This is a genomic window from Paenibacillus radicis (ex Xue et al. 2023), assembly GCF_024722015.1.
In the GTDB taxonomy this organism is placed as follows: domain Bacteria; phylum Bacillota; class Bacilli; order Paenibacillales; family NBRC-103111; genus Paenibacillus_S.
Window position 1 is genome coordinate 1 of record NZ_JANQBD010000054.1, and the last position, 25256, is coordinate 25256.

Sequence of the window (25256 nt, forward strand, 5' to 3'; positions counted from 1 at the left end):
TACGAACGCTTCCCAATGCTTATGTTCGTCAAAAAATATCCGATGTAAGATGTCCTGTTTCATATCACTAATTTATCAATATTTTGAATGTGGGGGAACTCCAAAAATTTATACTTTCTATTATCTTAAGAAAAGCTTCTGATCGAAGCCCTCTCGATGAAGATACATTCGTGTCTAAGCGGTTGCTTTTCTTGCAATATTAGAAAGGTGAACCTCCGGTTCAAACTTATATTTTCTAATATTATCAAAAAAACCTCCTTTCGCATTTAATCTGCATAAGGAGGTTGTTATCTTTAATATGTAGGTTATAACTTAAGTGGCGGAAAGAGTGGGAGTCGAACCCACGCACGGCTTGCGCCGCCTAGCTGATTTCGAGTCAGCCCCCTTGGGCCTCTTGGGTACCTTTCCGCGCTAAAAAGGGACAAGTAGTAATATACCACAGTTTAGCCATGGTTTGCAACCATTATCTTAGAGTCAATCCGCGCTTAATTCTGAAGCACTGGGGTTAGAACGCAGCACCTTCTTCAGTTTGCTTTCGAACTTCGCCCTCGGTACCAGTACGCTATGCTTGCAGCCTACACATTTGATGCGGATATCCATTCCAAGCCGGATTACTTCCATTTCATTGCTCCCGCAAGGGTGAGGCTTCTTCATTTGGACAATATCGCCTAGTTGATACTGTTTTCGTTCCATACACGCCCTCCCCCTTTTCTTTGTATTGGAAACATGGACGCTAGTTTAATTAGCCTGGGACTCTTTGCTCTCAATACTTAAAGCGTCCAAAGCTTTTTTGATTTCGGCATAAAGCTCTCGAGATACTAGTGCCTGTGTGTTCGGCTTGCACTCCACCGTTGTTCGAAGTGTTATTTCTGAGGTGCTAAGCGTTTGTACCCCAAGCACTTGTGGCTCTTTTACCATATTGACATTGGATTCGTAATTTTTCAATACGGTTGTCCGCAGCACTTCTAATGCTTTATCAATATCTGACGCATAAGCAATCGAAATATCTACAACAGCTATTGAATTATTCAATGAGAAGTTGGTTACCTGATTTATAGTCCCGTTGGGAATAAAATGGACTTCCCCTGTCCAGCTCTTCAACTTCGTAACCCGCAGCCCGATTTCTTCTACTGTTCCTTTATACGTTCCTATTTGAACTATATCCCCTACTGCGAATTGATCTTCAAATATAATAAAAAAGCCGGTAATAACATCTTTTACTAAGCTCTGCGCACCAAATCCGATGGCCAATCCAACGACGCCTGCACCCGCCAATATAGGCTCCAAACGGATACCGAATTGATTAAGAATCATTAATATGACTATAAAATTAACCACATATGCAGTGATATTACCCAACAATCTTCCAATCGTATTTGTCCGTCTTGTATCGAGCTTTAACGGGTTCCTGTCTCTGGCAACCAGCATATGCTCCAAAGCCTTATTTGCAAGCTTCATGACCAGCCGGCCTGCGAAATAAATAAAAATGACTTTTAACGCCCCGATAAGAAGACCTGTCCATACCTCCGGATTGGAGATATAGGCGATGAATGGATCCCACACCTGCTGCCATCCGGCAATTAACCCCATTTTATCCTCCAGAAGAAAACCTTGTACCAAATAATTCATTTGTTTCCCACCCTATGCATCCATGTTAACATACTGATCGTCTTTTTTGAAGAAAATGCCCCTTATTTCTACTCTTTCTTCTTCTATGATTTGTTTCACTCTTTTATACTCTTCTTTGGGAAATTCAAGGGAAAGTGCACATCCTGCTGTAATATCCTTGGGCGTAGGACGCATGTCATTCTCTATTTCTGCATATTCCAGCAGCATCTCAGCTCTTAACGCCTGTTGGGTCGAATCAAATGCCATTAATAACATGCCCTCTCACCCCTATCATTTTTTCACAAACTTACGTATAAATTGAACCCTTCTTCCGTATACTAGTAAAAATTGTTTTTACACTCCTACGAACTGGAGGGCCATTATATGAAATTTTCTTTTCATAGAGACACCGTGATGCCAAAAGAGGTTGAAAATTTAAAGGTTCAACACACCGAAAATAACATCATCGAAGTCCTGTCTGACCGTCTATGCTCAGTGCTTGGTCAAATCCCTACACAGCAGCCTCTCATCATTGTATGCGTTGGAACCGATCGCTCGACTGGAGATTCCCTTGGTCCCCTTGTTGGTTCACAGCTCAAAAAGTACAGCTTAGAAAGCTTTCACTTATATGGAACTCTCGAACAACCTGTCCATGCTATGAATTTGAAGGAAACTCTTGAAGCTATCAACTCCCAGTACAATAACCCTTACATTATAGCCATTGATGCATGCTTAGGTCAGCTAGCCAGTGTTGGATGCATCCAGATCGGTAACGGTCCGGTCAAGCCTGGGGCAGGCGTTAATAAAGAACTTCCTCCTGTAGGCAATATGCATATTACTGGAATCGTTAATGTAGGCGGTTTTATGGAATATTTCGTACTTCAGAACACTCGCCTTAGTCTTGTTATGAGCATGTCTGAAGTTATTGCCCGCTCTTTCTACGTCGCATTAAGCAATATTAAACGCTTTGCAGCCGTTACTTCGTTGACACACATCGATTAATAGCTTCTTTTTCTTCAGGTGACAGAGGATACTGGGACTGCCCTTTCGTCAATGGCTTTGCGTATACATAGGTCTCTTCCCTGTTATGAATTCCCGACACTACAACTCCATCTACATTTTCATCCAAAATAGCTAGTGAAAAGCTAAGATCGCTGCCGCTCTCTGCAAATGCATTGTAGCGGTAGATGCCTATTTTGGACTTCATTGTTTTCATCTGCTGCGTTATTAATTGAATCTGCTGTTTGACTCCATCTACTTCTGCGTTACTTGATGCCACCTTTTCTTGCAAACCAATCAATGCACTTTCCACGTTTAAACTTGCATCGCCATTTAGCATACTCATATAGTTTTTTCTAAGCTTATTCAGTTTACTCGATAATACAAGCACAATTATTAGAAAAACTACAATTACAATTATCATAACAACCATCAGCACTCTGACATCCAGCAACTCCAGTATTTCCCCCACACTCATTTCCTCCTGCATCTCTATGAATAAGGCCCTTTACTTCATATGCTTAGCGATTTCCTTCACCGCACTTATTAGACGCTCGACTTCCTCATTTGTTGTAAAATACCCTACACTCGCTCTTACAGCACCTCTCTCCAGCGTCCCCGCGCTTTCATGAGCTAATGGAGAGCAATGGTAACCGGCACGAACCGCAATTTGAAAGGATTGATCTAATATAAAAGCAATCTCTGATGAATCCGATTGATTTATAGTAAAGGATACGATTCCTGTTCTATTTTGCCCCAAATCTGGCCCCAGCACTGAAACTCCTTCAATTCCCATCAATGCTTCCATAAGCAATTGAGTTTGTTCCCATTCTTTCTTATGTATACGCTCAACTGTTTCTTTAAGCACAAATTTTACACCTTCATTTAATCCGGCTATTCCCACTGTGTTTTGAGTACCCGACTCATATCGATCCGGCCTTACTGTAGGCTGGTCTATAGCTTCCGACTGACTCCCCGTCCCACCATGCAGCAGAGGCTCCAATTCGAGCTCAGGGGCTATATAGAGCCCTCCTGTACCCTGAGGTCCCAACAGACTCTTATGGCCCGGAAAAGCCAGCATATCGACCCCCATAAGCGCCACATTTAAATCAAGCGTACCTGCCGTTTGCGCCGCATCCACCAACAACTTAACCCCTGTTTGTTTACACAACTCTCCCAATTGCTCTACAGGTAAAATACTCCCTAATAAATTGGAACCATGACTGCAAACTAATAAAGTTGTTTTACTGTTAAACGCTTCTTTGACGTCCTGAACAGAAAGTTCACCTTTTTCATTAGTTTTCACATAGCTTATACTTACCCCTTTTGTTTTCTTCAAAAACTCTAAAGGTCTGCGAACTGAATTATGTTCAACAGCAGTACACACTACATGGTCTCCCTCTTTTACAAACCCCATTATCGCTTGATTCAGCGCCATTGTAGTATTCAGTGCAAAGGAAATATCATTAGGATTTTTAACTTTCAGCAGCTTCGCCAAGCTTTTTCGCGTTTCGAACAGCGCACGACTTGCTTGTACAGCCATTTGATGACTTCCCCTGCCCGGATTAGCGCCATAATGAAGCATACACTCCTGCATAGCTTGTAATACTTCAGGCGGTTTGGGCCACGATGATGCTGCATGATCTAAATAGGCTATATTCATTATCTTCTCACCCTCCTTCATAAAAAGTAGCATACCTAGTCTGCCCCATTCAAGCAGGCAATAATAAGGTATGCTACGTCAACTTCCCATTCGTTTCTACCGTTCCTTTTAAACTGATCTATACGTCAAGAAATCTTCCCTTGCAGCAGCTCCAACAAACGATCCAAATCATCTTTGGAATAATAAAGCAATTCAATCTTCCCTTTATTATTGTTGTGTTTAATTTTCACTGTTGTTCTGTACATTTCTCGCAAGTTTTCTTCCAATTCATTAATGTACGGATCTTTTCGTTTCGATTTCGCGGAAGCAGCCTTCTTGTTGTCCGTCTTTTCTTCCAACCGCTTTACTTCCTCTTCTAGCTCACGAACACTCCATTGCTCTTTTATCGCCAACTCTGCTAAAGCTTTTATCGTTTTCGTATCCTTTAATCCGATGATTGCTTTTGCATGACCCATTGATAATGTTCCACGTGAAACATATTGTTTAATTTCTTCAGGAAGCTGAAGCAATCTCAAGAAGTTTGCAATATGCGATCTGCTCTTCCCTACCTTAACAGACAACTCCTCTTGCGTTAAAGAAAATTGATCTATCAAAGCTTGATATGCGATTGCAATTTCCATAGCATTAAGATCTTCACGCTGCAGATTTTCAATCAAAGCAATTTCCATAACCTGCTGATCACTGAACTTTTTAATTACAGCTGTGATTGTTGCCAAGCCGCAAACTTGAGAAGCTCTGAATCTGCGTTCGCCTGCTATGATTTCATATCCTTTTAAAACACTTCTAACTATGATAGGCTGTATAATTCCGTGTTCTTTTATCGACGCTGCCAATTCATTGATCGATTCATCATGAAAAGTCCGTCTTGGTTGATATGGGTTGGGTCTCAGTTGTGACAACGGGATTTCTACGATTTTATCGTCATCCCCAATACTAAGAGCCGGTAATAATGCATCCAAACCTTTGCCTAATCGTTTACTCAAAGTGCGATCACTTCCTTCGCAAGCTCCATGTACACTTCGGCCCCTTTGGAACGCGGGTCATACGTAATGATCGATTGACCATGGCTCGGCGCCTCACTTAGCCTTACATTTCGTGGAATAATAGTTTGATAAACTTTTTGCTGGAAATACTTTTTCACTTCTTCAATTACTTGCATGCCCAAGTTCGTTCTCGCATCAAACATTGTTAACAGAACCCCTTCAATCTGAAGAGTGGTATTCAAATGTTTTTGTACCAAGCGAACTGTATTCAACAACTGGCTCAAGCCTTCCAAAGCGTAATACTCACACTGGATTGGTATAATAACCGAATCTGCTGCTGTTAAAGAATTAACCGTAAGTATACCCAAAGATGGCGGACAATCGATTAATATATAATCAAATAGATGTTTGACCAAATGCAAAGATTTCTTTAATCTGACTTCACGTGAAATAGTCGGCACCAGTTCTATCTCTGCACCCGCCAATTGAATTGTAGCAGGTATTATCTTCAAATTCGGTATGGCTGTATCGACCATAGCATCTTTTGGGTGAATGTCATTGATAATGACATCGTAGATACAGTAAACAACATCAGCCTTGTTAACACCAATACCACTGGTTGTATTCCCTTGAGGATCAATATCAACTAACAGCACCCTTTTACCTAATGCCGCCAATGATGCCCCAAGGTTAACGGACGTTGTTGTTTTACCAACACCACCCTTTTGATTTGTGATTGCTATAATCTTAGACAAAATCATTTCACCTCAATAAAATACTAATAACAAGCAATAACCCGGACTAATTAATAACTACAGTCAACTAATTCGAAATAATTCCATAGACAGAACTATACCCATACATACAAACAAATGAAGTGACCTTTTGAAAAACAACATTTGCAACTTAACAATCTTAAATCGACTCTAAGCCACGCAAAAGCGCAAACACATCATAAAAAATTAACAAGAAACCCGCTTTCGAAGCATTTCACGGATAAGCGACCTCGATTTATTTGTAGGGTTACTTGCAATATCAGAATTTTCTGTTCCACTGTAAACTAAACATTCTGACATTATAAAAAGGTTAAGAAAAGCTCCCTTTAACGGAGCCTTAATAGAATTATTCTCTTATAAATAGCAACTAATCTATCATACTATATTTTTCACCGTTTTGGTATCTTGATTACGATTTCATAATGATCTTCATGATCTTGTTCATGTGTATTGATTTGCAAGCCAGAGGAAGTCACCATTTCAACGGATTGCCTGATTGTGTTTAATGCCAGACGCACATCTTTCGAAAATGAAACTCGCTTCGTCTTTTTGATCTTGGCTGTCTCTTTCAGAAACTGAATTCTAGCTTCCGTTTGTTTAACATTTAGTTCCTTGGCCAAAATGTCTTCCAGCACTTTAACCTGCAAATCCTCCTGGCTCAAAGAGAGCAAGGCGCGAGCATGTCTTTCTGTAATCTTACGCTCCATTAAAGCCAATTTAACCGGCTCGCTAAGGTTTAACAGACGAATTTTGTTAGCTATTGTGGATTGGCTTTTCCCCAAACGCTGAGCTAAACTCTCTTGTGTTAAATTGTGTAAATCTATTAATTGTTGATAGGCTATCGCCTCTTCAATCGCTGTTAATCCTTCACGTTGCAGGTTCTCTATTAATGCGATAGAAGCAGCTTGAGAATCATTAAAATCCCGGACTATTGCTGGAATTGTATCCAATCCAAGTTTTTTGACAGCTCTCCATCTACGCTCTCCGGCAATTAATTCAAACTTGTTGTTCCTAACACGGACAACGATCGGCTGTATAACGCCGTGAGTTTTAATGGTCTGACACAGCTCTTCAATTCGCTCATCATCAAAAATTGTTCTAGGCTGATATGGACTTGGAACGATATCTTGGATTGAAATATTTTTAATTTCATCCGTCGAAGATTTATCCGTGAATCCAAACAATTTAGAGATCTGTTCTTTCATTAATCTAACCACCCGATCTTTAGCCGTAAATAGCAAAATACTACTCTAATAAATTCTCCAAAAGCTTGCCATTTCCTGCAAGAATATTGGCATAATCATGAATAATATTTCAATTTTACATCTTGTGGAATTATATTATTAAAATATAGAAATAAACAATTAAAATGATTATAAATGACATCCTTGAGATAATCTCAATATCAGTTTGCAAACAGAAAACTTAGAACCATAAAACACAAGAAATGTTTCACGTGGAACATTAAATAAGAGGAAGCTTTAGAGGTAACCCCGCTTTTCGCGGATATTTATATGGTGTTTGGAACGTTTTACGAATAACAACCAAATGTCTTGTGGAATGCTCCTCATCCGGTAGCTCGAAATGATGTGTATGTATATGTTTCCCCTTAAGCTCTTTCAAGCTATAGCTTGCTTCCTTGACCTCTTCTTGAACATCGTTCCCCTTCATTGCTATAAAACATCCATCGATGGCGGTAAAAGGTAAACAAAACTCATTAAGTACGGAAAGCTTCGCAACAGCTCTGGCCGTTACGATATCATAACTATCACGATGTTGTGGTAAACGAGCAATGTCCTCTGCTCTGCCGTGTATGCACTCCACATTCGTTAGCCCTAACGTCGAAGAAAGATGATTCAAAAATTGAATTCGCTTGTTTAGAGAATCTACAATAGTTATTTTAAGATGGGGAAAAGCAATTTTGAGCGGTATGCTAGGAAACCCAGCTCCTGAGCCTATATCGGCCAGGCTCTTCTTATCTTTCAAGGAAACAAAAAAAGAAACAGAGAGCGAGTCAAAGAAGTGTTTGACATAGACTTGCTCTCTCTCTGTAATGCCAGTCAGATTCATCTTTTCATTCCAGGATACTAACTCTTTGTAATATAATTCATATTGCAAGAGCTGCTGTTCCGATAATTCGATCTGATATGGTTTTAGCGATTCTAAAAAAATAGTTTGTATAGGATCCATCATTGACCTCTGGCTGCTAATACTTTATTGTAATGCTCCAAATGGATAAGCAATATGGAAATATCCGCTGGAGTAACACCTGAAATACGTGTTGCCTGCCCTATTGAGATAGGACGAATTTTAGCCAGCTTTTGCTTAGCTTCCATCGCTATACCATGAATTTCTTCATAAATAATATCGTCCGGAATTTTCTTTTTCTCCATTTTACGTAAACGCTCCACTTGAATGAGCTGCTTCTCAATGTATCCGGTGTATTTGATTTGAATTTCGACCTGCTCCTTCATTTCATCCGAAAGAACATTCGGACTCGGCGAGATCCCATGAATGTGCTCGTAGGATACCTCAGGTCGGCGAAGCAAGGAAATTAAATCAACGGAATTGTTAATCTCCGCACTTCCTATAGAAGTAAGCATTTGTTGAGCATCTGCCGGTTTTACTTTGGTTGTTTTCAGGCGTTCGATTTCTTCGTCAACTAACCGATATTTTTCCAAAAAGCGTTTATAACGCTCCTCTTTAATTAAACCGATATCATGACCAATAGGTGTTAATCGAAGATCAGCATTGTCATGTCTCAGCAATAATCTGTATTCAGCTCGTGAAGTAAGCAGCCGATAAGGTTCATTCGTACCTTTTGTCACCAAGTCATCAATTAATACGCCAATATAACCCTCGGAACGATCCAATACTACTGCTTCATGTCCAAGCACTTTTCTTGCCGCGTTGATCCCCGCCATGACGCCTTGGCCTGCTGCTTCCTCATAGCCTGAAGTTCCATTAATCTGTCCAGCCGTGAACAAACCGCTAACCACTTTCGTTTCCAAAGAAGGTTTAAGCTGCGTAGGTATAACCGCATCATACTCAATAGCGTAGCCTGTTCGCATCATCTCCACCTTCTCGAGTCCCGGAATGGAACGCAAAATGTTGAGCTGTACATCCTCTGGCATACTTGTGGAAAGACCTTGCACATAATATTCGGACGTATTACGTCCTTCCGGCTCCAAAAAGATTTGATGCTTTGCTTTATCGGCAAAACGCACGATTTTATCCTCAATTGACGGGCAATAACGGGGTCCTGTACCTTCAATAGCCCCTGAGAACATTGGCGCACGATGTAAATTATCATTAATAATCTGATGGGTTTGTTCCGAAGTGTAAGTTAACCAGCACGGTAATTGATTAGGGATTTCTTCAGTTGTTTCGAAAGAGAAAAACTTCGGCTTATCATCCCCTGGTTGAATAACCGTCTTACTGAAGTCAATCGTATCTTTATGGACACGCGGCGGAGTACCTGTTTTGAAACGAACTAGCTCCAGCCCTTGATCTTTTAGAGATTGAGATAATTTAACAGCCGGTTGTTGATTATTAGGCCCACTTTCATACATTAATTCGCCCATAATGATTTTTCCGCGAAGATAAGTGCCGGTTGTAATAACTACAGCCTTGGCCAAATATTGAGCACCTGTTTTTGTAACAATCCCCTTACATACGCCGTCCTCAACAATCAGTTCTTCCACTAATCCTTGACGAAGCGTCAATTTCTTTTCATTTTCCATTGTTTGCTTCATCATATGTTGGTACAGAAATTTATCAGCTTGTGCGCGAAGTGCGTGAACGGCAGGTCCTTTACCTGTATTCAGCATCCTCATTTGAATGTATGTTTTATCAATATTTCGGCCCATTTCGCCGCCCAACGCATCAATCTCACGAACAACATGGCCTTTGGCCGGTCCACCGATTGAAGGGTTACAAGGCATAAATGCAACCATGTCCAAATTAATCGTTATCATTAATGTTTCGCAACCCATACGAGCTGCTGCAAGCGCTGCTTCACATCCTGCATGACCCGCACCAACAACAATGACATCATACTGCCCTGCTACATAACTCATTGATTCTACCTCCTGGGAGTTTTCAAAAGAAAACTTACTTCATAAATTTATTAAGCTATAACCTTATTTCAAAAAAAATGCCCTATATCATTATTTACCCAAACAAAACTGCGAAAAAATTTGATCTATCAACGAATCGCCAACAGAATCTCCGATAATTTCTCCAAGCTGCTCCCATGCATTGCGGATATCGATTTGAACCATATCTATAGGCACGAAATTCTCGGTTGCCGTAAATGCCTCTTCAAGAGAGTTTCGAGACTTTTTTAACAAGGAGATGTGCCGTGCATTACTTACATAAGTCAGGTCATTTGATTCTACCTGACCACTGAAGAAAATACTAGCGATAGCTTTTTCCAAGTCCGTAATCCCCTGCTCTTCCAGCAGCGACATCATAACAATGCGTTCCGCAGGAAAATGCTTCTGTAAAAGGTTCAGCTCTATTCGCTGCTCCAAATCTAATTTATTTACAATGATAATGGTTTGCCTGTCCTTAAGCTGCTCGATTATTGTCATCTCATCTGGCTCGAGTGTATCCGCTCCATTGAAGACCAGAAGAATCAAATCGGCTTCGACAAGTGCATCTTTCGATTTCTGCACCCCAATCTGCTCAACCAGATCAGAGGTTTCACGTATACCTGCTGTGTCCAATAGCTTGAGGGGAATGCCATTAACATTAACGAACTCCTCTATAACATCCCTCGTCGTTCCGGGAATATCGGTTACAATCGCCCGATTTTCTTGTGCCAATGTATTCAACAATGAGGATTTGCCAACATTCGGCTTACCTATAATAGCTGTAACAATACCCTCACGTAGAATCTTGCCCTGCCGCGCAGTATTAAGTAAATCATCTATTTGCCCCATAGCGGCCGAACATTTATTCTTGATAAAAGCATTGGTCATTTCTTCGACATCATGCTCCGGATAATCAATATTCACTTCTATATGTGCCATCAACTCTACTAATTCGTGACGCAGCAGCTTAATTCTTCTGGACAAGGTACCTTCCGATTGCTTCATAGCGACCTGGTAAGCTCTATCCGATTTGGCCCGAATTAAATCAATAACCGCCTCAGCTTGGGATAAATCAATTCTACCATTAAGAAAGGCACGTTTCGTAAATTCGCCGGGCTCAGCTAACCTTATCTCCTGCTGCTCCAGCAACAAATCGAGAACTTTCTTTACAGAAATAAATCCGCCATGACAGCTAATCTCTACTACATCCTCCGTAGTAAACGAACGTGGCGCTTTCATTAGGGTAACCAGCACCTCATCTACACTAGCCAAGGTTTGAGGATCTTTAATATAACCATAATGTACTGTATGTGTGGAGGCTTCTTTTAATTTATCCTTACCATAGAAAATTCGATCAGCTGCCGTAACCGCGTCATCCCCGCTTATACGAATAACAGCAATTCCTCCCTCACCCAATGGAGTCGATATAGCTGCTATGGTGTCATTTAACATAGTTGCACCTCTGTCTCTTAATCAAATAACCAGCTCCGCCTTCATTTAAATACGAGGCAAGAAGCTTTATTGGAGTGGCTCCAACTGAAAAATGCAATGAGTCATAACTATGACATCATTGCACCCGGAAGTTTATCTGTACACGATAACAATTCTACGGTTTGGTTCTTCACCCCTGCTAAAGGTCCGAACCATAGGATGGTCCTGCAGTTTAGCATGGATCACCTTGCGCTCATGAGAAGACATGGGCTCCAAGACAACTTCTTTCTTCGTACGAATCACCCTATCAGCCAACCTTGCGGCCAAATCCTCTAAGGTTTTCTTCCGCCGTTCACGGAAATGCTCAGCATCCAGAACAATACGAACATGGGAGGTCGCATAACGGTTCGCCACAATGTTAACCAGATATTGAAGCGCATCCAAAGTTTGCCCTCTTCTACCGATCAGCATCCCCAAATCCGAACCGAATAAATGAAGCTCCAATCCGTCCTTGTCCGTTTTCTTATCAATACGTACTTCCAAGCTCATCGTTCTAAAAACATCCTGTAAAAAATAAATGGCTTCATCAACAGCATCCGGCAAAAACTCTAGCTCAACTTTCGCATCCCTAGAACCAATAAGACCAAACAACCCTCTAGAGGGCTGTTCAAGGACTACCAATTTTACCCGATCCTCCGTGGTATCCCATTGACGAAGGCCGTTTTTCACGGCCTCTTCAATTGTTTTACCCGTAACCACAATTTTTTTCATTTAGACAGGCCACCCTTATTTTGAGGTCCGTATATGAAATAAGACTGCACAATCGTGAATAGATTACTATATACCCAGTAAAGAGGAAGTGCTGCTGCAAAGTTCATAGCCATTACGAAAATCAATACGGGGAAAATGAACATCAAGTTCTGCATTTGAGGCGCCATTTGCGACGACATCATTTTTTGCTGGAAGAACGTAGTTAACGCTGCCAGTAAAGGCAGAATGTAATACGGATCCTTAGTACCCAGCTGCAACCAAAGGAAGGAATGATCGGCGATATATTGATTCCGCATGATAGCATTATACAAAGCAATCAAAATTGGCATCTGTACAATTAAAGGAAAGCAACCGGCAAGCGGATTCACACCATTCGATTGGAATATCTTCATCGTCTCTTCTTGCTGCTTTTTAGGATCATCTTTATATTTTTCTTTTAATTTCTTTATTTCAGGCTGAAGCTCCTGCATCCGTTTGGAACTTTTATATTGCTTCAACGTTAGAGGTAATATGATGAAGCGGATTATTAGAGTAACAACTAGGATGGACAAACCGTATTGTCCCCAAAGAAGCGTCGCAAACCAATCGAGAACATCAGACAATGGACCAACGAAATACTTGTCCCATACCCCATTGTTAGGATCGATCTTTGTTGTTGCCGGGGCACATCCCGCAAGCAGTAAAAAAGCAAACATAAGCGGCAAATATTTAGCTAGTCGACGCGTCAAAATGAAGTCCTCCTAATTTATCTTTTCCAATAATAAACTATACCATATCTTATAGAAAAAAAGAAATGGAACCGCTTATTTTCGGACTGATTGTGCAGCTCTCTTTAGTACATGAAAAATACTCTTTTCCATTTCAGCATAAGCCATTCCTACAACAGGCTTCCTGGCAATCAAAATTAGATCGTAACCAACCGGGAATCTCTGTGCATTCAACCGGACAATTTCCTTCACCATCCGCCTTATCCGGTTTCGGACAACAGCATTACCAAGCTTTTTGCTTACCGAAATACCCAGGCGGAATCCCGCTTGCTGATGCCGTACATAGGAATATAGAACAAACTGGTGGTTAGCCACCGATTTGCCCCCGCGGTATACCTTATCGAAATATTCCCTTTTCGTTAGTCGATTTTTCTTCTCCACAGGCAGTTCTCTCCATATCCCGGACCGGTCAGCAAAACAATACTAGCGTGTACTAAAACAAGGTGTTTTAAAACAAACCTTTTGCTATCTATTGAAATTTGTATCAAATCATTTAAAAAACAACAAAAAAGACCACCTGTTAGTGGCCTCTTGTATTAAGCGCTCAAAACTTTTCTGCCTCTTTGACGACGAGCAGCAAGTACTTTACGACCATTTTTTGAACTCATTCTTTTACGGAAGCCGTGTACTTTTTTGCGTTTTCTTACATTCGGTTTAAACGTAGGACCCATCTATCCTGCACCTCCTTGAGGAAATTCCATTCCCGAAAATACCTCTTAACATTAAACCACCTTACGAGGAAAAAGTCAACTTGTTGTTCTTGTATGGATAAACAGTTATACCCTCCTCCTGAATGCATGTTCTTCATCAAGGTTATCCCAAGCACCGAATAAAAAATCCGATGTTATCAACAAGAAAGAAACTTTCATATCCTGTGCTCAAGTAGGATCATTTATTTTGTCAAAACATGTAGTTGTGTATAACAAAAAGTCAAAAAATCGGATAAAGTCGAAATAATAACAAAATATTAACAATATCTTGTGCTGTGTATAACAGTTACACACAATCTATGGGAAATGTGGATAAAACCCAAGATTCCATTGATTATCCATGCATATTTTGATATTATGGTTATGCTCATCCTGTGGATAGCAATAAGTACTCCACAGAATTATCAACAGGCTGTGGATATCTTTGTGAACAATTTACACTCCTATCTAATAAAGATTGTCCACAATAGCTTAACAATGTGGATATAATCCGACATAACTCGCTTTCTTTCAACAATTACCTGGCTTATGCCACATCGCTTATTTTTTAAAGGAGTGAATACTATTGTGGAAAGCCATCCCAACGAGCAATGGCAGCAAGTTCTTTCCATTATTCAAACTAGGCTAAGTAAACCAAGCTATGAAACGTGGTTTACATCCACAAGAGCCGTAATTTTTAACGATTCAAAAGTCGTCATCTGCGCCCCTAATAACTTTGCTCGAGAATGGCTGGAAAACCGATATACCAAGCTCATAAGAGACACCATACTTGATTACACAGGAAAACCAGCCGAAGTGAAATTTGTTATCGAGACCGAAGAAGAAAAAGCTGCATCAGCAACCTCCTCCCAATCGTTCCATCCTGTGAAAGCTCCGCCCACCGTTCCTGAAGAAACGTTTAGTCATATGATGAACTCCAAGTACACATTTGATACGTTTGTCATTGGTTCAGGGAATCGCTTTGCCCATGCGGCCTCGCTCGCAGTAGCAGAAGCGCCGGCCAAAGCTTATAATCCGTTGTTTTTATACGGAGGCGTGGGATTGGGCAAAACACATTTAATGCATGCTATTGGCCATTATGTGTTGGAACATAATCCGAGTGCCCGTGTGCTGTATATTTCTTCGGAAAAATTCACTAATGAGTTCATTAACGCCATCCGAGACAATCGCGGAGAAAGCTTCCGCAATAAATATCGTACTATCGATGTGCTGCTTATTGACGATATTCAGTTCCTTGCCGGAAAAGAACAAACCCAGGAAGAATTTTTTCACACATTCAACGCGCTTCACGAGGAACGCAAACAAATTATTATTTCAAGCGACCGTCCTCCCAAGGAAATTCCTACACTGGAAGAACGTCTGCGCTCAAGATTTGAATGGGGATTGATAACCGATATCCAGCCTCCTGATTTGGAAACCCGGATTGCCATTTTACGTAAAAAGGCAAAAGCCGAAAACCTGGAAGTACCCAATGAGGCCATGGTTTACATAGCCAATCAGATCGATACGAACATTCGTGAGCTTGAAGGAGCTCTTATTCGTGTCGTTGCTTATTCCTCGTTGATCAATCAAGATATAACATCGCATCTCGCAGCTGAGGCATTAAAGGATATTATTCCGAGCAGCCGACCGAAGGTCATTACGATCCAGGATATTCAGCAAAGGGTTGGCGAATTTTACGGATTGAAGCTGGAGGATTTTAAAGCACGCAAACGTACGAAGATGGTAGCCTATCCGCGGCAAATTGCCATGTATATAGCTCGTGAAATGACTGATTTTTCATTGCCCAAAATCGGTGAAGCTTTTGGCGGCCGAGATCATACAACCGTTATTCATGCTCATGAGAAAATTTCTACAGCGTTGAAGACGGATCAAGAGCTATACCGGATCGTCCAGAACTTGATGGAGAAAGTAAAAAATGTCACGATGTAAGTAGTACAAATCATGCTTCCAGCCCATCTGAATAACATTAAGCCTATGCACAAACTATTAACATGTGGATAGGCTTTCGTTTTGCACCTTTTACTCACATATCCACATATCCACTGCCCCTACTACTATTACTAATAAAAAAAGAGTATTATGAAGGGATAAATGGACATCTCCACATTTTCGAATCATAGGAGTGACAGTATGAAATTAACGATATTAAAAGAGTATTTAAATGAATCCATTCAGCATGTTTCCAAAGCTATTTCTAACAAAACAACAATTCCTATATTGAGCGGGATAAAAATAGATGCCGATGCTAATGGAATGACGCTTACAGCAAGCGATACGGACATTTCCATTCAAAGCCATATTCCGAACGAAAAGAATGAAATAAGCATAATAGACTTACAAAAACCGGGAAGCGTAGTTCTTTCATCCAAATTTTTCGTTGAAATTGTTCGTAAGCTGCCGGCTTCCAAGATTGAAATAGAGGTTAAAGACCATTTTCTGACGATAATTCGCAGCGGATCTTCTGAAATTCAATTAGTTGGCTTAGATCCGGAAGAATACCCAACTTTGCCAAGTATCGAAGAGAATAGAAGAATTCAAATGCCAAGTGATTTGCTTAAATCAATGATCAAACAAACGTCTTTTGCTGTTTCCACTAATGAATCTACACCGGTTCTGACAGGTGTTTTATGGACCGTAAATGAAGGCAATCTTAAATTCACCGCCTGTGATCGGCATCGATTAGGAAGTAGAGAAACGCAAATCGAAGTCAATGATGAGTTCCCAGTGAGTAATGTATCCATTTCAGGGAAAACTTTGAATGAATTGGCCAAAATTTTGCCGGATCAAAATACGCTGATCGATATCATTTTTGCAGAAAGCCAGGTATTATTTCAGCTTAGCTCCATCCTGTTCTATACTAGAGTTTTGGACGGAACGTATCCTGATACTTCCAAGCTGATCCCCCAGGCTTATCAAACCGAACTTGTTATTAACGCGCAGCAGCTGGCTAACGCTATCGATCGGGCTTATTTGCTTTCCAGAGAAGAAAAGACCAATATAGTTAAGATGATCATGCGTGAGGATCAAACCATTGAAATTTCGTCGAGCTCCTCAGAGCTTGGAAAAGTAACCGAGCAGCTCGATGTATCCCAATTAACCGGAGAACTGCTGCGGATTTCCTTTAATTCAAAATATATGCTCGATGCGCTTAAAGTAATTGACAGCGAGCTGATTCATATAGGCTTTACCGGTGCTATGCAGCCGATTATTATCCGTCCCATGGAGGAATCCTCCACCCTGCTGCAGCTAATTCTCCCTTACCGCACAACGAATTAAATTGGGGATAGGTTCATGCGTTTATTTATCCACATGTTAATAACTGATAAAGGAGCAAGGAAGCCCTGATGAAAACAGTAAACATCCATACGGACTATATAACACTCGGTCAATTTTTGAAGTTGGCTGATTGTATATCTAGCGGCGGACAAGCCAAGTTTTTTTTGCAGGAAACTGAAATTCTTGTAAATGGGGAGCCGGAGAATCGCCGCGGCAAGAAGCTTGTACATGATGATAAAGTAAGTGTTGAAGGATGCGGTGAGTTTCAAGTAGTGCGCAGCTAGAGAAATCTTTTTTCTAAGAAGAGCTCTAAGCAAGGCGTGGCCGTTTATCCTTGGCAGAGGCTGTAGGAGGAACCATTTTGCAATTGAAAAAGCTCTCTTTACAGAATTACCGAAACTACGATGAGGTTTATTTTGAATCGGGGCGTATGGTCAATATTATTGTCGGTCCGAACGCACAAGGGAAAACCAACCTTCTGGAAGCGATATTTGTACTTGCACTTACCAAATCGCACCGGACGCATCAGGACAAGGAGCTCATCCAATGGAATGCTCCCCACACCCTGCTGCATGCCGAAGTGGATAAAAAATATGGCTCATGTCAGCTTGATTTGACCATCTCTCAGCAAGGTAAGAAAGCAAAAATAAATGGCCTGGAGCAGCGCAAGCTAAGTAATTTTATCGGGTCGCTAAACGTTGTGATGTTTGCACCGGAGGATCTGGAAATTGTTAAGGGCTCCCCGTCTATCCGGCGGAGGTTTCTGGATATGGAAATCGGCCAAGTCCATCCCGCTTATTTATATGATTTATCGCAATATCAGAAAATATTGGTACAGCGGAACAATTATTTAAAGCAGTTATTTACTACTCGAGACACAAAAGCGGCCCTTTTGGAAGTATGGAACGAACAATTGGCACAGTTTGGTGTTAAAATCATTAAAAAACGTCAAAGCTTTATAAAGAAGCTCCAAATATGGGCGGAAAAGATTCATTCAGGAATTACTGGAGGCAATGAACAGATTGAGATTCAGTATGCTTGTTCGTTCGATCAAGGAGCTGTCCAAGATGAATCTGTTTTATTTGACCAATTTATGATAAAGTTATCACATGTGAAAGAACAGGAGCTTCGGCGCGGTGTATCATTGATCGGGCCGCATCGGGATGATTTATTGTTTTTTATCAATGGCAAAGAAGTACAAACCTTCGGCTCTCAAGGGCAGCAGAGGACAACGGCACTCTCTTTAAAGCTGGCAGAAATTGAATTGATCCGTGAAGAAGTTGGCGAATACCCAATACTATTATTGGACGACGTACTGTCAGAGCTGGACCGCTCTCGACAAACCCAACTGATTGAAACCTTTCAAAACAAGGTTCAAACCTTTATAACAACGACCGGAATCGAAAGCATCGATCTATCCAAGCTGGAAAATGCTTCTGTCATTCATGTGCAGAATGGAAGCTTAACTTAAAGTCTCACGTAATAAGGAGATGGCCAACTATGTTCATCCATTTAGGCGGAGAAAAAATTATTCGTGCATCCGAGCTTGTTGCCATATTTGACTTGTCTATTGAAAAATCTTCCAAAATATCAAAGCAATTTATCAGCTATGCCAATAAAGAGAAGAAGGTTGAAGTGATCGGCGAAGAAGAATGCAAATCGCTTGTTGTCACACAATCTAAGGTATACTACTCTCCAATTTCCTCCATGACCTTGAAGAAACGGGCGCATCAATTGTTAACGAACTAGATTTTACCTTGGAAAAGTGGGTGTCAGAATGTCTGCGAATCAAAATACGTATGATGAAAACCAGATACAGGTGCTCGAAGGTCTCGAAGCCGTTAGAAAACGTCCGGGGATGTACATCGGATCTACAAGCGCCAGAGGTCTTCATCACCTTGTTTGGGAAGTTGTCGATAATAGTATTGACGAGGCTTTGGCCGGTTATTGCACAAAAATTGAAGTCATCATTCACCGTGATAACAGCATAACGGTTATAGATAACGGACGTGGTATTCCGGTTGGTGAGCATCCTAAGCTGAAGCGCTCCACATTGGAAGTCGTGCTTACGGTTCTGCATGCAGGCGGAAAATTTGGCGGAGACGATTCAGGCTACAAGGTTTCCGGTGGTTTGCATGGTGTTGGTATTTCTGTAGTGAATGCGCTGTCCAAAAAGTTAATCGTTCAGGTTAAACGCGAAGGCAAAGTGCATGAACAAGAATATCAAAGAGGTGTGCCGCAATATGACCTTAAGGTGCTTGGCGAAACGGAACAATCAGGGACCAAGACTACCTTCTGGCCGGATGATGAGATTTTTAAAGAAACAACAGAATATGATTACGATACTTTGCAATCCCGAATTCGGGAGCTTGCATTTCTTAATAAGGGTATTGAAATAACTTTGACTGATGAGCGGACAGATGTGTCCAATTCATTCATATACGAAGGGGGTATTATCTCCTTTGTTGAATATTTGAACCGTAACCGGGAGCCTGTGCATCAGCCGATCTTTACGGAAGGCTCTAAAGATAATATTCAAGTTGAAATTGCTATTCAGTACAATGATGGCTACACGGAGAACATATATTCCTTTGCCAATAATATAAATACCCATGAGGGCGGTACTCATGAATCGGGCTTCAAGAGCGCGCTGACGCGCATAATGAATGATTATGCCCGTAAACATAATGCAATCAAAGAAAGTGACTCTAACTTATCTGGAGATGATGTGCGGGAAGGCTTAATCGCGATCATTTCTGTTAAGATTCCAGAACCGCAATTCGAAGGGCAGACGAAAACGAAGCTTGGAAACAGCGAGGTTCGGGGTATTGTAGAATCGTTATTCTCTGAGAAGCTGATGGAATTCCTTGATGAGAATCCGGCAGTTGCTAAGAAGATTGTCGAGAAAGGCGTCCAGGCAGCGCGCGCCAGAGAGGCAGCGCGTAAAGCCAGGGAACTGACAAGACGTAAAAGTGCGCTTGAAGTTAGTGCCCTGCCTGGTAAGCTTGCCGACTGCTCCTCCAAGGATGCTTCGATCAGCGAAGTGTATATCGTTGAAGGTGACTCCGCGGGTGGTTCGGCCAAACAAGGGCGAGACCGCCATTTCCAAGCTATTTTGCCCATTCGGGGTAAAATATTGAACGTTGAGAAAGCGCGGCTTGATAAAATTTTATCCAGTACTGAGATTCGGGCTATTATTACAGCCTTGGGTACTGGTATTGGTGATGATTTTGATATAGCCAAGGCTCGTTATCACAAAGTTATTATTATGACCGATGCTGACGTGGACGGAGCTCATATTCGTACATTGCTGCTTACCTTCTTTTACAGATATATGCGTAGACTTATCGAGGTCGGATATATATATATTGCTCAGCCTCCATTATTCAAACTGGAGCGTAATAAGACGATTCGTTATGCTTACAACGAAAAACAAAGAGAAATTGTGATGCAAGAATTTGGTGAAGGCGTCAAAGTTAACGTTCAGCGTTATAAAGGTCTTGGAGAGATGAATCCGGGCCAATTGTGGGAAACAACTATGGACCCCGAAAGCCGTACAATGCTGCAGGTTAGTATTCAGGATGCGATCGATGCAGATACCTTGTTTGATACATTGATGGGTGAGAACGTAGAACCACGTAGAGAGTTTATCCAGCAGCATGCGAAATATGTGAAGAATTTAGATATCTAATGAGTCTAATCTGAACTTTCCTACGGAAAGTTCAGACCAGGCTTATAAGTTAGTTTTGCCTTGGCGAAGCTTAGCACGCGACTTATGGAATCAACGTTTCTACGGAAAGTTCAGATTATGTTTACGAAGTTAGTTTTGCTAAAGCAAAACTAAGCACACGCTTACGAAGTCAACTTTCCTACGGAAAGTTCTCAGGAGGTCAACAATGTCGGAAGAACAGCGCTCACAAATAAAAGATATCGATATAGGCACGGAGATGCGTACTTCCTTTATGGATTATGCGATGAGCATTATCGTAAGCCGAGCTTTGCCCGATGTCAGGGACGGGCTTAAACCCGTACATCGCCGTATTTTATTTGCAATGTCCGAGCTTGGCATGTCTCCGGACAAGCCACATAAGAAATCTGCGAGAATCGTTGGAGAAGTTATAGGTAAATATCACCCGCATGGTGATAGTGCCGTATATGAGACCATGGTACGTATGGCGCAGGATTTCTCTTTGAGATATATGCTTGTAGACGGTCACGGAAATTTCGGTTCCATTGATGGTGATATGGCGGCGGCTATGCGTTATACCGAAGCGCGTTTATCGAAGATCGCGATGGAGCTTCTACGTGATATCAATAAAGAAACGATTGATTTTATTCCTAACTATGACGGTGAGGAACATGAACCGGCTGTGCTGCCTGCCCGGTTTCCCAATCTGTTGGTGAACGGAAGTTCTGGGATTGCAGTAGGGATGGCAACCAATATTCCTCCCCATAACTTAAGAGAAGTTATAGATGGAGTACATCAGCTGATAGAAAATCCGGATGTAACTCCAATGGAGCTTATGCAATCCATCAAAGGGCCGGATTTCCCAACAGCCGGCTATATTCTGGGACGCGAAGGTATCAAGCAAGCTTATAATACCGGTCGTGGATCAGTCACGATGAGAGCGAGAGCTACCATTGAAGAAAATAATAATAAGGCTCGTATTATCGTTCATGAGCTGCCTTATCAAGTAAACAAAGCCCGTCTCATTGAGAAAATTGCCGAGCTTGTTCGCGAGAAGAAAATCGAAGGAATTACCGATTTGCGGGATGAGTCGGATCGCAACGGGATGCGTATTGTTATCGAAATGCGTCGTGATGTTAATCCTAATGTTGTTTTAAACAATTTATATAAGCATACTGCGATGCAATCGAATTTTGGGATTATTATGCTTGCCTTGGTAAATGGTGAGCCTAAGGTATTAAACCTGAAAGAAATGCTGTTCCATTACCTGGAGCATCAGAAAGTAGTTATTCGCCGGCGTACGGAATTTGAACTTCGTAAGGCAGAAGCAAGAGCGCATATTCTCGAAGGCTTGCGGATTGCTTTGGATCATCTGGACGAGGTTATTGCATTAATTCGTGCTTCGCAAACAACGGAAGAAGCCCGTGAAGGTTTAATCAATCAGTTTTCTTTAAGCTTCGATCAAGCTCAAGCTATACTGGATATGCGTTTGCAGCGGTTAACTGGTTTAGAACGTGAGAAAATTGAGCAAGAATACGCTGAGCTTATGAAAAAGATTGCTGAATATAAAGCCATTTTGGCTGATGAGAAGTTGGTCCTCGCTATTATTAGCCAGGAACTGAATGAAGTTAAAGAAAAATTTGGCGATGAGCGCCGTTCTGAAATTACAATTGGTATGGAGAGCATCGAGGATGAAGATCTGATTCCTCAGGAAGATGTAATCATCACAATTACGCATACCGGCTATATCAAAAGGCTACCTGTTACCACTTATCGCAGTCAAAAGCGTGGGGGTAAAGGTGTTATTGGTATGGACACGAAGGACAAGGATTTTGTTGAGCACTTGTTCGTGACGAACACTCACCATTTCCTACTCTTCTTTACGAACAAGGGAAAAGTGTATCGTCTTAAGGCTTATGAGATTCCTGACCTTAGCCGTACAGCACGTGGTACCCCAATTATCAATCTGATACAGATTGAACAGGGCGAGACGATAAATGCTGTTATCCCAGTGGAAGGTTTTGAATCTGAACAGGAGCTGTTCTTTGCCACCAAGAATGGCTTAGTTAAGAAGACCGCACTTAATGATTACGGGAACATCCGTAAAGGCGGATTAATTGCAATTACGCTTCGTGAGGACGACGATCTGATTGGCGTTAAGCTGACTGATGGCAACCAAACGATTATTATGGGTACTAAGCAAGGAATTTCGATTCATTTCCCTGAGAAGGAAGTACGTTCAATGGGACGTTCCGCTACGGGAGTGAAAGGAATTAACATTGGTGAAGACGATGCTGTTATCGATATGGATGTTGTTCAAGAAGACAGCAGTGTATTGATTGTAACTTCCAAAGGCTTCGGCAAAAGAACACCGGTATCGGAATATCGGATTCAATCACGTGGCGGAAAAGGGATTAAAACCTTGAACGTTACTCCGAAGAATGGACCTGTAGTAGGGTTAAAAATTGTCAGCGATGACGAGGACTTGATGATTATTACAGGACTAGGCACCATCATCCGGACTAGTATGTCGGGGATTTCCATGATGGGACGCTACACTCAAGGGGTTAAGCTTATTAACATCAAAGATGAAGATGAAGTAGCCACAGTTGCAAGAGTGGAAAAGAGTGAAGAGCCTGCCGAAGATCAAGACGGTGAGGAAATTGTTGAATCTACAGATAACGAATAACAAATAAATAGGACTTTTTTCACAGAAACAGTAAGAATGGGGGTTACATCCCCATTCTTTTTCGTTTAAAATAAAGATGTGATAAGAAAGAAAGTAAGGTGAGGGAATTTACATGGCGACAATTTCCGTTTCCCAGTTAAAAGGCGGCGAGAAAATAAACGATAACGTGCTAACAAAGCATGGGAATATCCTATTTCCAAAGGGCCGAGTCGTTATTGATAAAGATATCGAAATTTTAAAAGCATTTCTCATCCCTTCCATATCCATCGAATCCAAAGCAAATGAGCAAGAGAATACAGCTGAAGCTATCATTGAAGAGCCGAGCAACTCCATTCTTCCATTTTTCGAACAATATGATAAAATGCTGGTGCTGCTGCGAAAGGTTTTTATTTCAGTAGGTGGAAGTAATTTTCCCATTCTGGAAGTTAGAACACAGTTAGAAGCGCTAATAAAACATATTGATCAATATCAAATTTTAACTTTTAGTCCAAAGTCCTATCAATTAACTGATTTTCTACTTCACAATAGTATTATGGTTAGCTTAACCTCCTATACTTTGGCCAAATGGCATGGACTTCCTACTAAAGATTTAATGCCAGTTGCTTTAAGTGGTCTCTTACATGATATTGGTAATGCAAAGGTTGATTCGGGAATTTTGTACAAACCCAACAAGCTTACTCCTGATGAGTTGGAAGAAATGAAACAGCATACGGTTATAGGCTATAATCTTTTAAAAAGTGTTGCAGCTATTAACGAAGGTGTGAAGTTATCAGCTATACAGCATCATGAACGTGAAGACGGCTCTGGGTATCCTTATGGAATTAAAGGAGATAAAATTCATCTTTACTCCAAAATTGTCGCTATTGCCGATATGTTCCATGCTATGACCTCTGACCGTTATCATAAAAAGGCAGCTTCTCGCTATCAGGTGTTGGACCAGCTCTTTACCGAATCCTTTGGAAAGCTGGATCCTGTTATGGTGCAAACCTTTATACAAAAGGTAACTCAGTTCCATAATGGAGTGTTGGTTAAATTAAGCGATGGCCGTATTGGTGAAATCGTGTTTTCAGATCGTGCTAATCCTACTCGCCCTTGGGTTAATGTGAATGGACAAATTATTAATTTATCTATTCAACGTAACCTACATATTCAAGAAGTTATACAAAAATAATCTAACATAATTAATACTTGACTCTGTTAGGCGATATATGATAAATTAATCTTCGCTGCTTTTGCGGCGGAGGTTTTTTATTTGATTGGAAAGTATAGATTATACTTTACTCCGCATTAACCTCGACATGCCTATTCTCAAAGGTTCGAGTAGACAGCTTCCATTGTCTCTAGAATTACTTAAAAAAAAGCTTGCAATGTAGTAGGCGAATGTGTTATATTATAAAAGTCGCCGCTAAACAAGTTGGCACAAAACGACAAAGAAGAAAGTCAGAAATGACGTGGATTTGTCAACGATTGCCCTTTGAAAACTGAACAACGAGTGAGTGTTAAAATAGAGAATGTAAATTCTCGCTAGCATTACTTTTGAGCTTAAGACAAGCTTGCGTTAAACGGTCTTCGTGACCAACTTTAATGGAGAGTTTGATCCTGGCTCAGGACGAACGCTGGCGGCGTGCCTAATACATGCAAGTCGAGCGGATTGTTCCTTCGGGAACAGTTAGCGGCGGACGGGTGAGTAACACGTAGGCAACCTGCCTGTAAGACCGGGATAACTATCGGAAACGATAGCTAAGAGCGGATAGCTGGATGGAACGCATGTTCTGTTCATGAAACACGGAGCAAT

Annotated in this window: 24 protein-coding genes, 1 tRNA gene and 1 rRNA gene; 10 read left to right on the forward strand and 16 right to left on the reverse strand. The window is 41.2% G+C overall.

Annotated elements, in window-relative coordinates; all coding sequences use genetic code 11:
• Positions 1-317: 317 nt before the first annotated feature.
• The 4 genes from NV381_RS36935 to NV381_RS36950 form a co-directional block, all read right to left on the reverse strand.
• Positions 318-408 (reverse strand) — tRNA-Ser (locus tag NV381_RS36935).
• A 66-nt stretch (positions 409-474) separates the two neighbouring features.
• Complete coding sequence (locus tag NV381_RS36940; protein WP_258218257.1) at positions 475-693, reverse strand: DUF951 domain-containing protein; 219 nt, start codon at positions 691-693, stop codon at positions 475-477.
• A gap of 45 nt (positions 694-738) precedes the next feature.
• Entirely contained in the window at positions 739-1629 is an 891-nt protein-coding gene (locus NV381_RS36945) for a mechanosensitive ion channel family protein (RefSeq protein WP_258218258.1), read from the reverse strand.
• A gap of 12 nt (positions 1630-1641) precedes the next feature.
• A complete protein-coding gene (locus NV381_RS36950; RefSeq protein WP_258218259.1) occupies positions 1642-1884 on the reverse strand; it encodes a DUF3343 domain-containing protein in 243 nt (80 codons plus the stop codon).
• 108 nt (positions 1885-1992) lie between these two features.
• Here NV381_RS36950 and yyaC point away from each other — a divergent pair, with 108 nt between their 5' ends.
• A complete protein-coding gene (gene yyaC, locus NV381_RS36955) occupies positions 1993-2610 on the forward strand; it encodes a spore protease YyaC (RefSeq protein ID WP_258218260.1) in 618 nt (205 codons plus the stop codon).
• Here yyaC and NV381_RS36960 read toward each other — a convergent pair.
• From NV381_RS36960 to rpmH, 12 genes are all read right to left on the reverse strand, one after another.
• Positions 2585-3079, reverse strand: a complete 495-nt coding sequence (locus NV381_RS36960) for a DUF4446 family protein (RefSeq protein WP_258218261.1) — start codon at positions 3077-3079, stop codon at positions 2585-2587. The two genes, yyaC and NV381_RS36960, sit on opposite strands and share 26 nt — an antisense overlap.
• 36 nt (positions 3080-3115) lie before the next feature.
• On the reverse strand, positions 3116-4270 hold the full coding sequence (locus NV381_RS36965) for an aminotransferase class V-fold PLP-dependent enzyme (protein ID WP_258218262.1): 1155 nt from the start codon (positions 4268-4270) through the stop codon (positions 3116-3118).
• Positions 4271-4395: 125 nt separating this feature from the next.
• A complete protein-coding gene (locus tag NV381_RS36970) occupies positions 4396-5253 on the reverse strand; it encodes a ParB/RepB/Spo0J family partition protein (RefSeq protein ID WP_258218263.1) in 858 nt (285 codons plus the stop codon).
• On the reverse strand, positions 5250-6008 hold the full coding sequence (locus NV381_RS36975) for a ParA family protein (RefSeq protein ID WP_258218264.1): 759 nt from the start codon (positions 6006-6008) through the stop codon (positions 5250-5252). The genes NV381_RS36970 and NV381_RS36975 overlap by 4 nt, the downstream gene beginning before the upstream one ends.
• A gap of 410 nt (positions 6009-6418) precedes the next feature.
• Complete coding sequence (gene noc / locus NV381_RS36980) at positions 6419-7234, reverse strand: nucleoid occlusion protein (RefSeq protein ID WP_258218265.1); 816 nt, start codon at positions 7232-7234, stop codon at positions 6419-6421.
• Positions 7235-7493: 259 nt separating this feature from the next.
• Positions 7494-8219 (reverse strand): 16S rRNA (guanine(527)-N(7))-methyltransferase RsmG, encoded by a 726-nt coding sequence (gene rsmG / locus NV381_RS36985; protein ID WP_258218277.1) that lies wholly within the window; start codon positions 8217-8219, stop codon positions 7494-7496.
• Entirely contained in the window at positions 8219-10108 is a 1890-nt protein-coding gene (gene mnmG, locus NV381_RS36990; RefSeq protein ID WP_258218266.1) for a tRNA uridine-5-carboxymethylaminomethyl(34) synthesis enzyme MnmG, read from the reverse strand. Before mnmG ends, rsmG begins: the two co-directional genes overlap by 1 nt.
• Before the next feature lie 90 nt (positions 10109-10198).
• Positions 10199-11578 (reverse strand): tRNA uridine-5-carboxymethylaminomethyl(34) synthesis GTPase MnmE, encoded by a 1380-nt coding sequence (gene mnmE / locus NV381_RS36995; RefSeq protein WP_258218267.1) that lies wholly within the window; start codon positions 11576-11578, stop codon positions 10199-10201.
• A 132-nt stretch (positions 11579-11710) separates the two neighbouring features.
• The gene (jag, locus tag NV381_RS37000; RefSeq protein ID WP_258218268.1) at positions 11711-12328 is read right to left on the reverse strand and encodes an RNA-binding cell elongation regulator Jag/EloR; all 618 of its coding nucleotides are present in this window, start codon (positions 12326-12328) and stop codon (positions 11711-11713) included.
• Positions 12325-13056, reverse strand: coding sequence for a membrane protein insertase YidC (gene yidC / locus NV381_RS37005; protein ID WP_258218269.1), 732 nt, complete (start codon positions 13054-13056; stop codon positions 12325-12327). The genes jag and yidC overlap by 4 nt, the downstream gene beginning before the upstream one ends.
• A gap of 75 nt (positions 13057-13131) precedes the next feature.
• Complete coding sequence (rnpA, locus tag NV381_RS37010; protein WP_258218270.1) at positions 13132-13476, reverse strand: ribonuclease P protein component; 345 nt, start codon at positions 13474-13476, stop codon at positions 13132-13134.
• 155 nt (positions 13477-13631) lie between these two features.
• A complete protein-coding gene (gene rpmH, locus NV381_RS37015) occupies positions 13632-13766 on the reverse strand; it encodes a 50S ribosomal protein L34 (protein ID WP_171652965.1) in 135 nt (44 codons plus the stop codon).
• 606 nt (positions 13767-14372) lie between these two features.
• Between rpmH and dnaA the strand changes: the two genes are divergently transcribed.
• From dnaA to NV381_RS37060, 9 genes are all read left to right on the forward strand, one after another.
• A complete protein-coding gene (dnaA, locus tag NV381_RS37020; RefSeq protein WP_379374489.1) occupies positions 14373-15737 on the forward strand; it encodes a chromosomal replication initiator protein DnaA in 1365 nt (454 codons plus the stop codon).
• Between the two features lie 201 nt (positions 15738-15938).
• Positions 15939-17084, forward strand: a complete 1146-nt coding sequence (gene dnaN / locus NV381_RS37025) for a DNA polymerase III subunit beta (RefSeq protein ID WP_258218272.1) — start codon at positions 15939-15941, stop codon at positions 17082-17084.
• 68 nt (positions 17085-17152) lie between these two features.
• Positions 17153-17368, forward strand: a complete 216-nt coding sequence (yaaA, locus tag NV381_RS37030; protein WP_308862438.1) for a S4 domain-containing protein YaaA — start codon at positions 17153-17155, stop codon at positions 17366-17368.
• A 77-nt stretch (positions 17369-17445) separates the two neighbouring features.
• Positions 17446-18555, forward strand: a complete 1110-nt coding sequence (gene recF / locus NV381_RS37035) for a DNA replication/repair protein RecF (RefSeq protein ID WP_258218273.1) — start codon at positions 17446-17448, stop codon at positions 18553-18555.
• 29 nt (positions 18556-18584) lie between these two features.
• The gene (remB, locus tag NV381_RS37040) at positions 18585-18833 is read left to right on the forward strand and encodes an extracellular matrix regulator RemB (RefSeq protein ID WP_171652969.1); all 249 of its coding nucleotides are present in this window, start codon (positions 18585-18587) and stop codon (positions 18831-18833) included.
• A 28-nt stretch (positions 18834-18861) separates the two neighbouring features.
• Entirely contained in the window at positions 18862-20775 is a 1914-nt protein-coding gene (gene gyrB, locus NV381_RS37045; RefSeq protein ID WP_258218274.1) for a DNA topoisomerase (ATP-hydrolyzing) subunit B, read from the forward strand.
• A 205-nt stretch (positions 20776-20980) separates the two neighbouring features.
• Positions 20981-23461, forward strand: a complete 2481-nt coding sequence (gene gyrA / locus NV381_RS37050; RefSeq protein WP_258218275.1) for a DNA gyrase subunit A — start codon at positions 20981-20983, stop codon at positions 23459-23461.
• 112 nt (positions 23462-23573) lie between these two features.
• Positions 23574-24632, forward strand: a complete 1059-nt coding sequence (locus tag NV381_RS37055) for an HD-GYP domain-containing protein (protein ID WP_258218276.1) — start codon at positions 23574-23576, stop codon at positions 24630-24632.
• A gap of 410 nt (positions 24633-25042) precedes the next feature.
• A 16S ribosomal RNA gene (locus tag NV381_RS37060) occupies positions 25043-25256 on the forward strand; the annotation flags it as partial.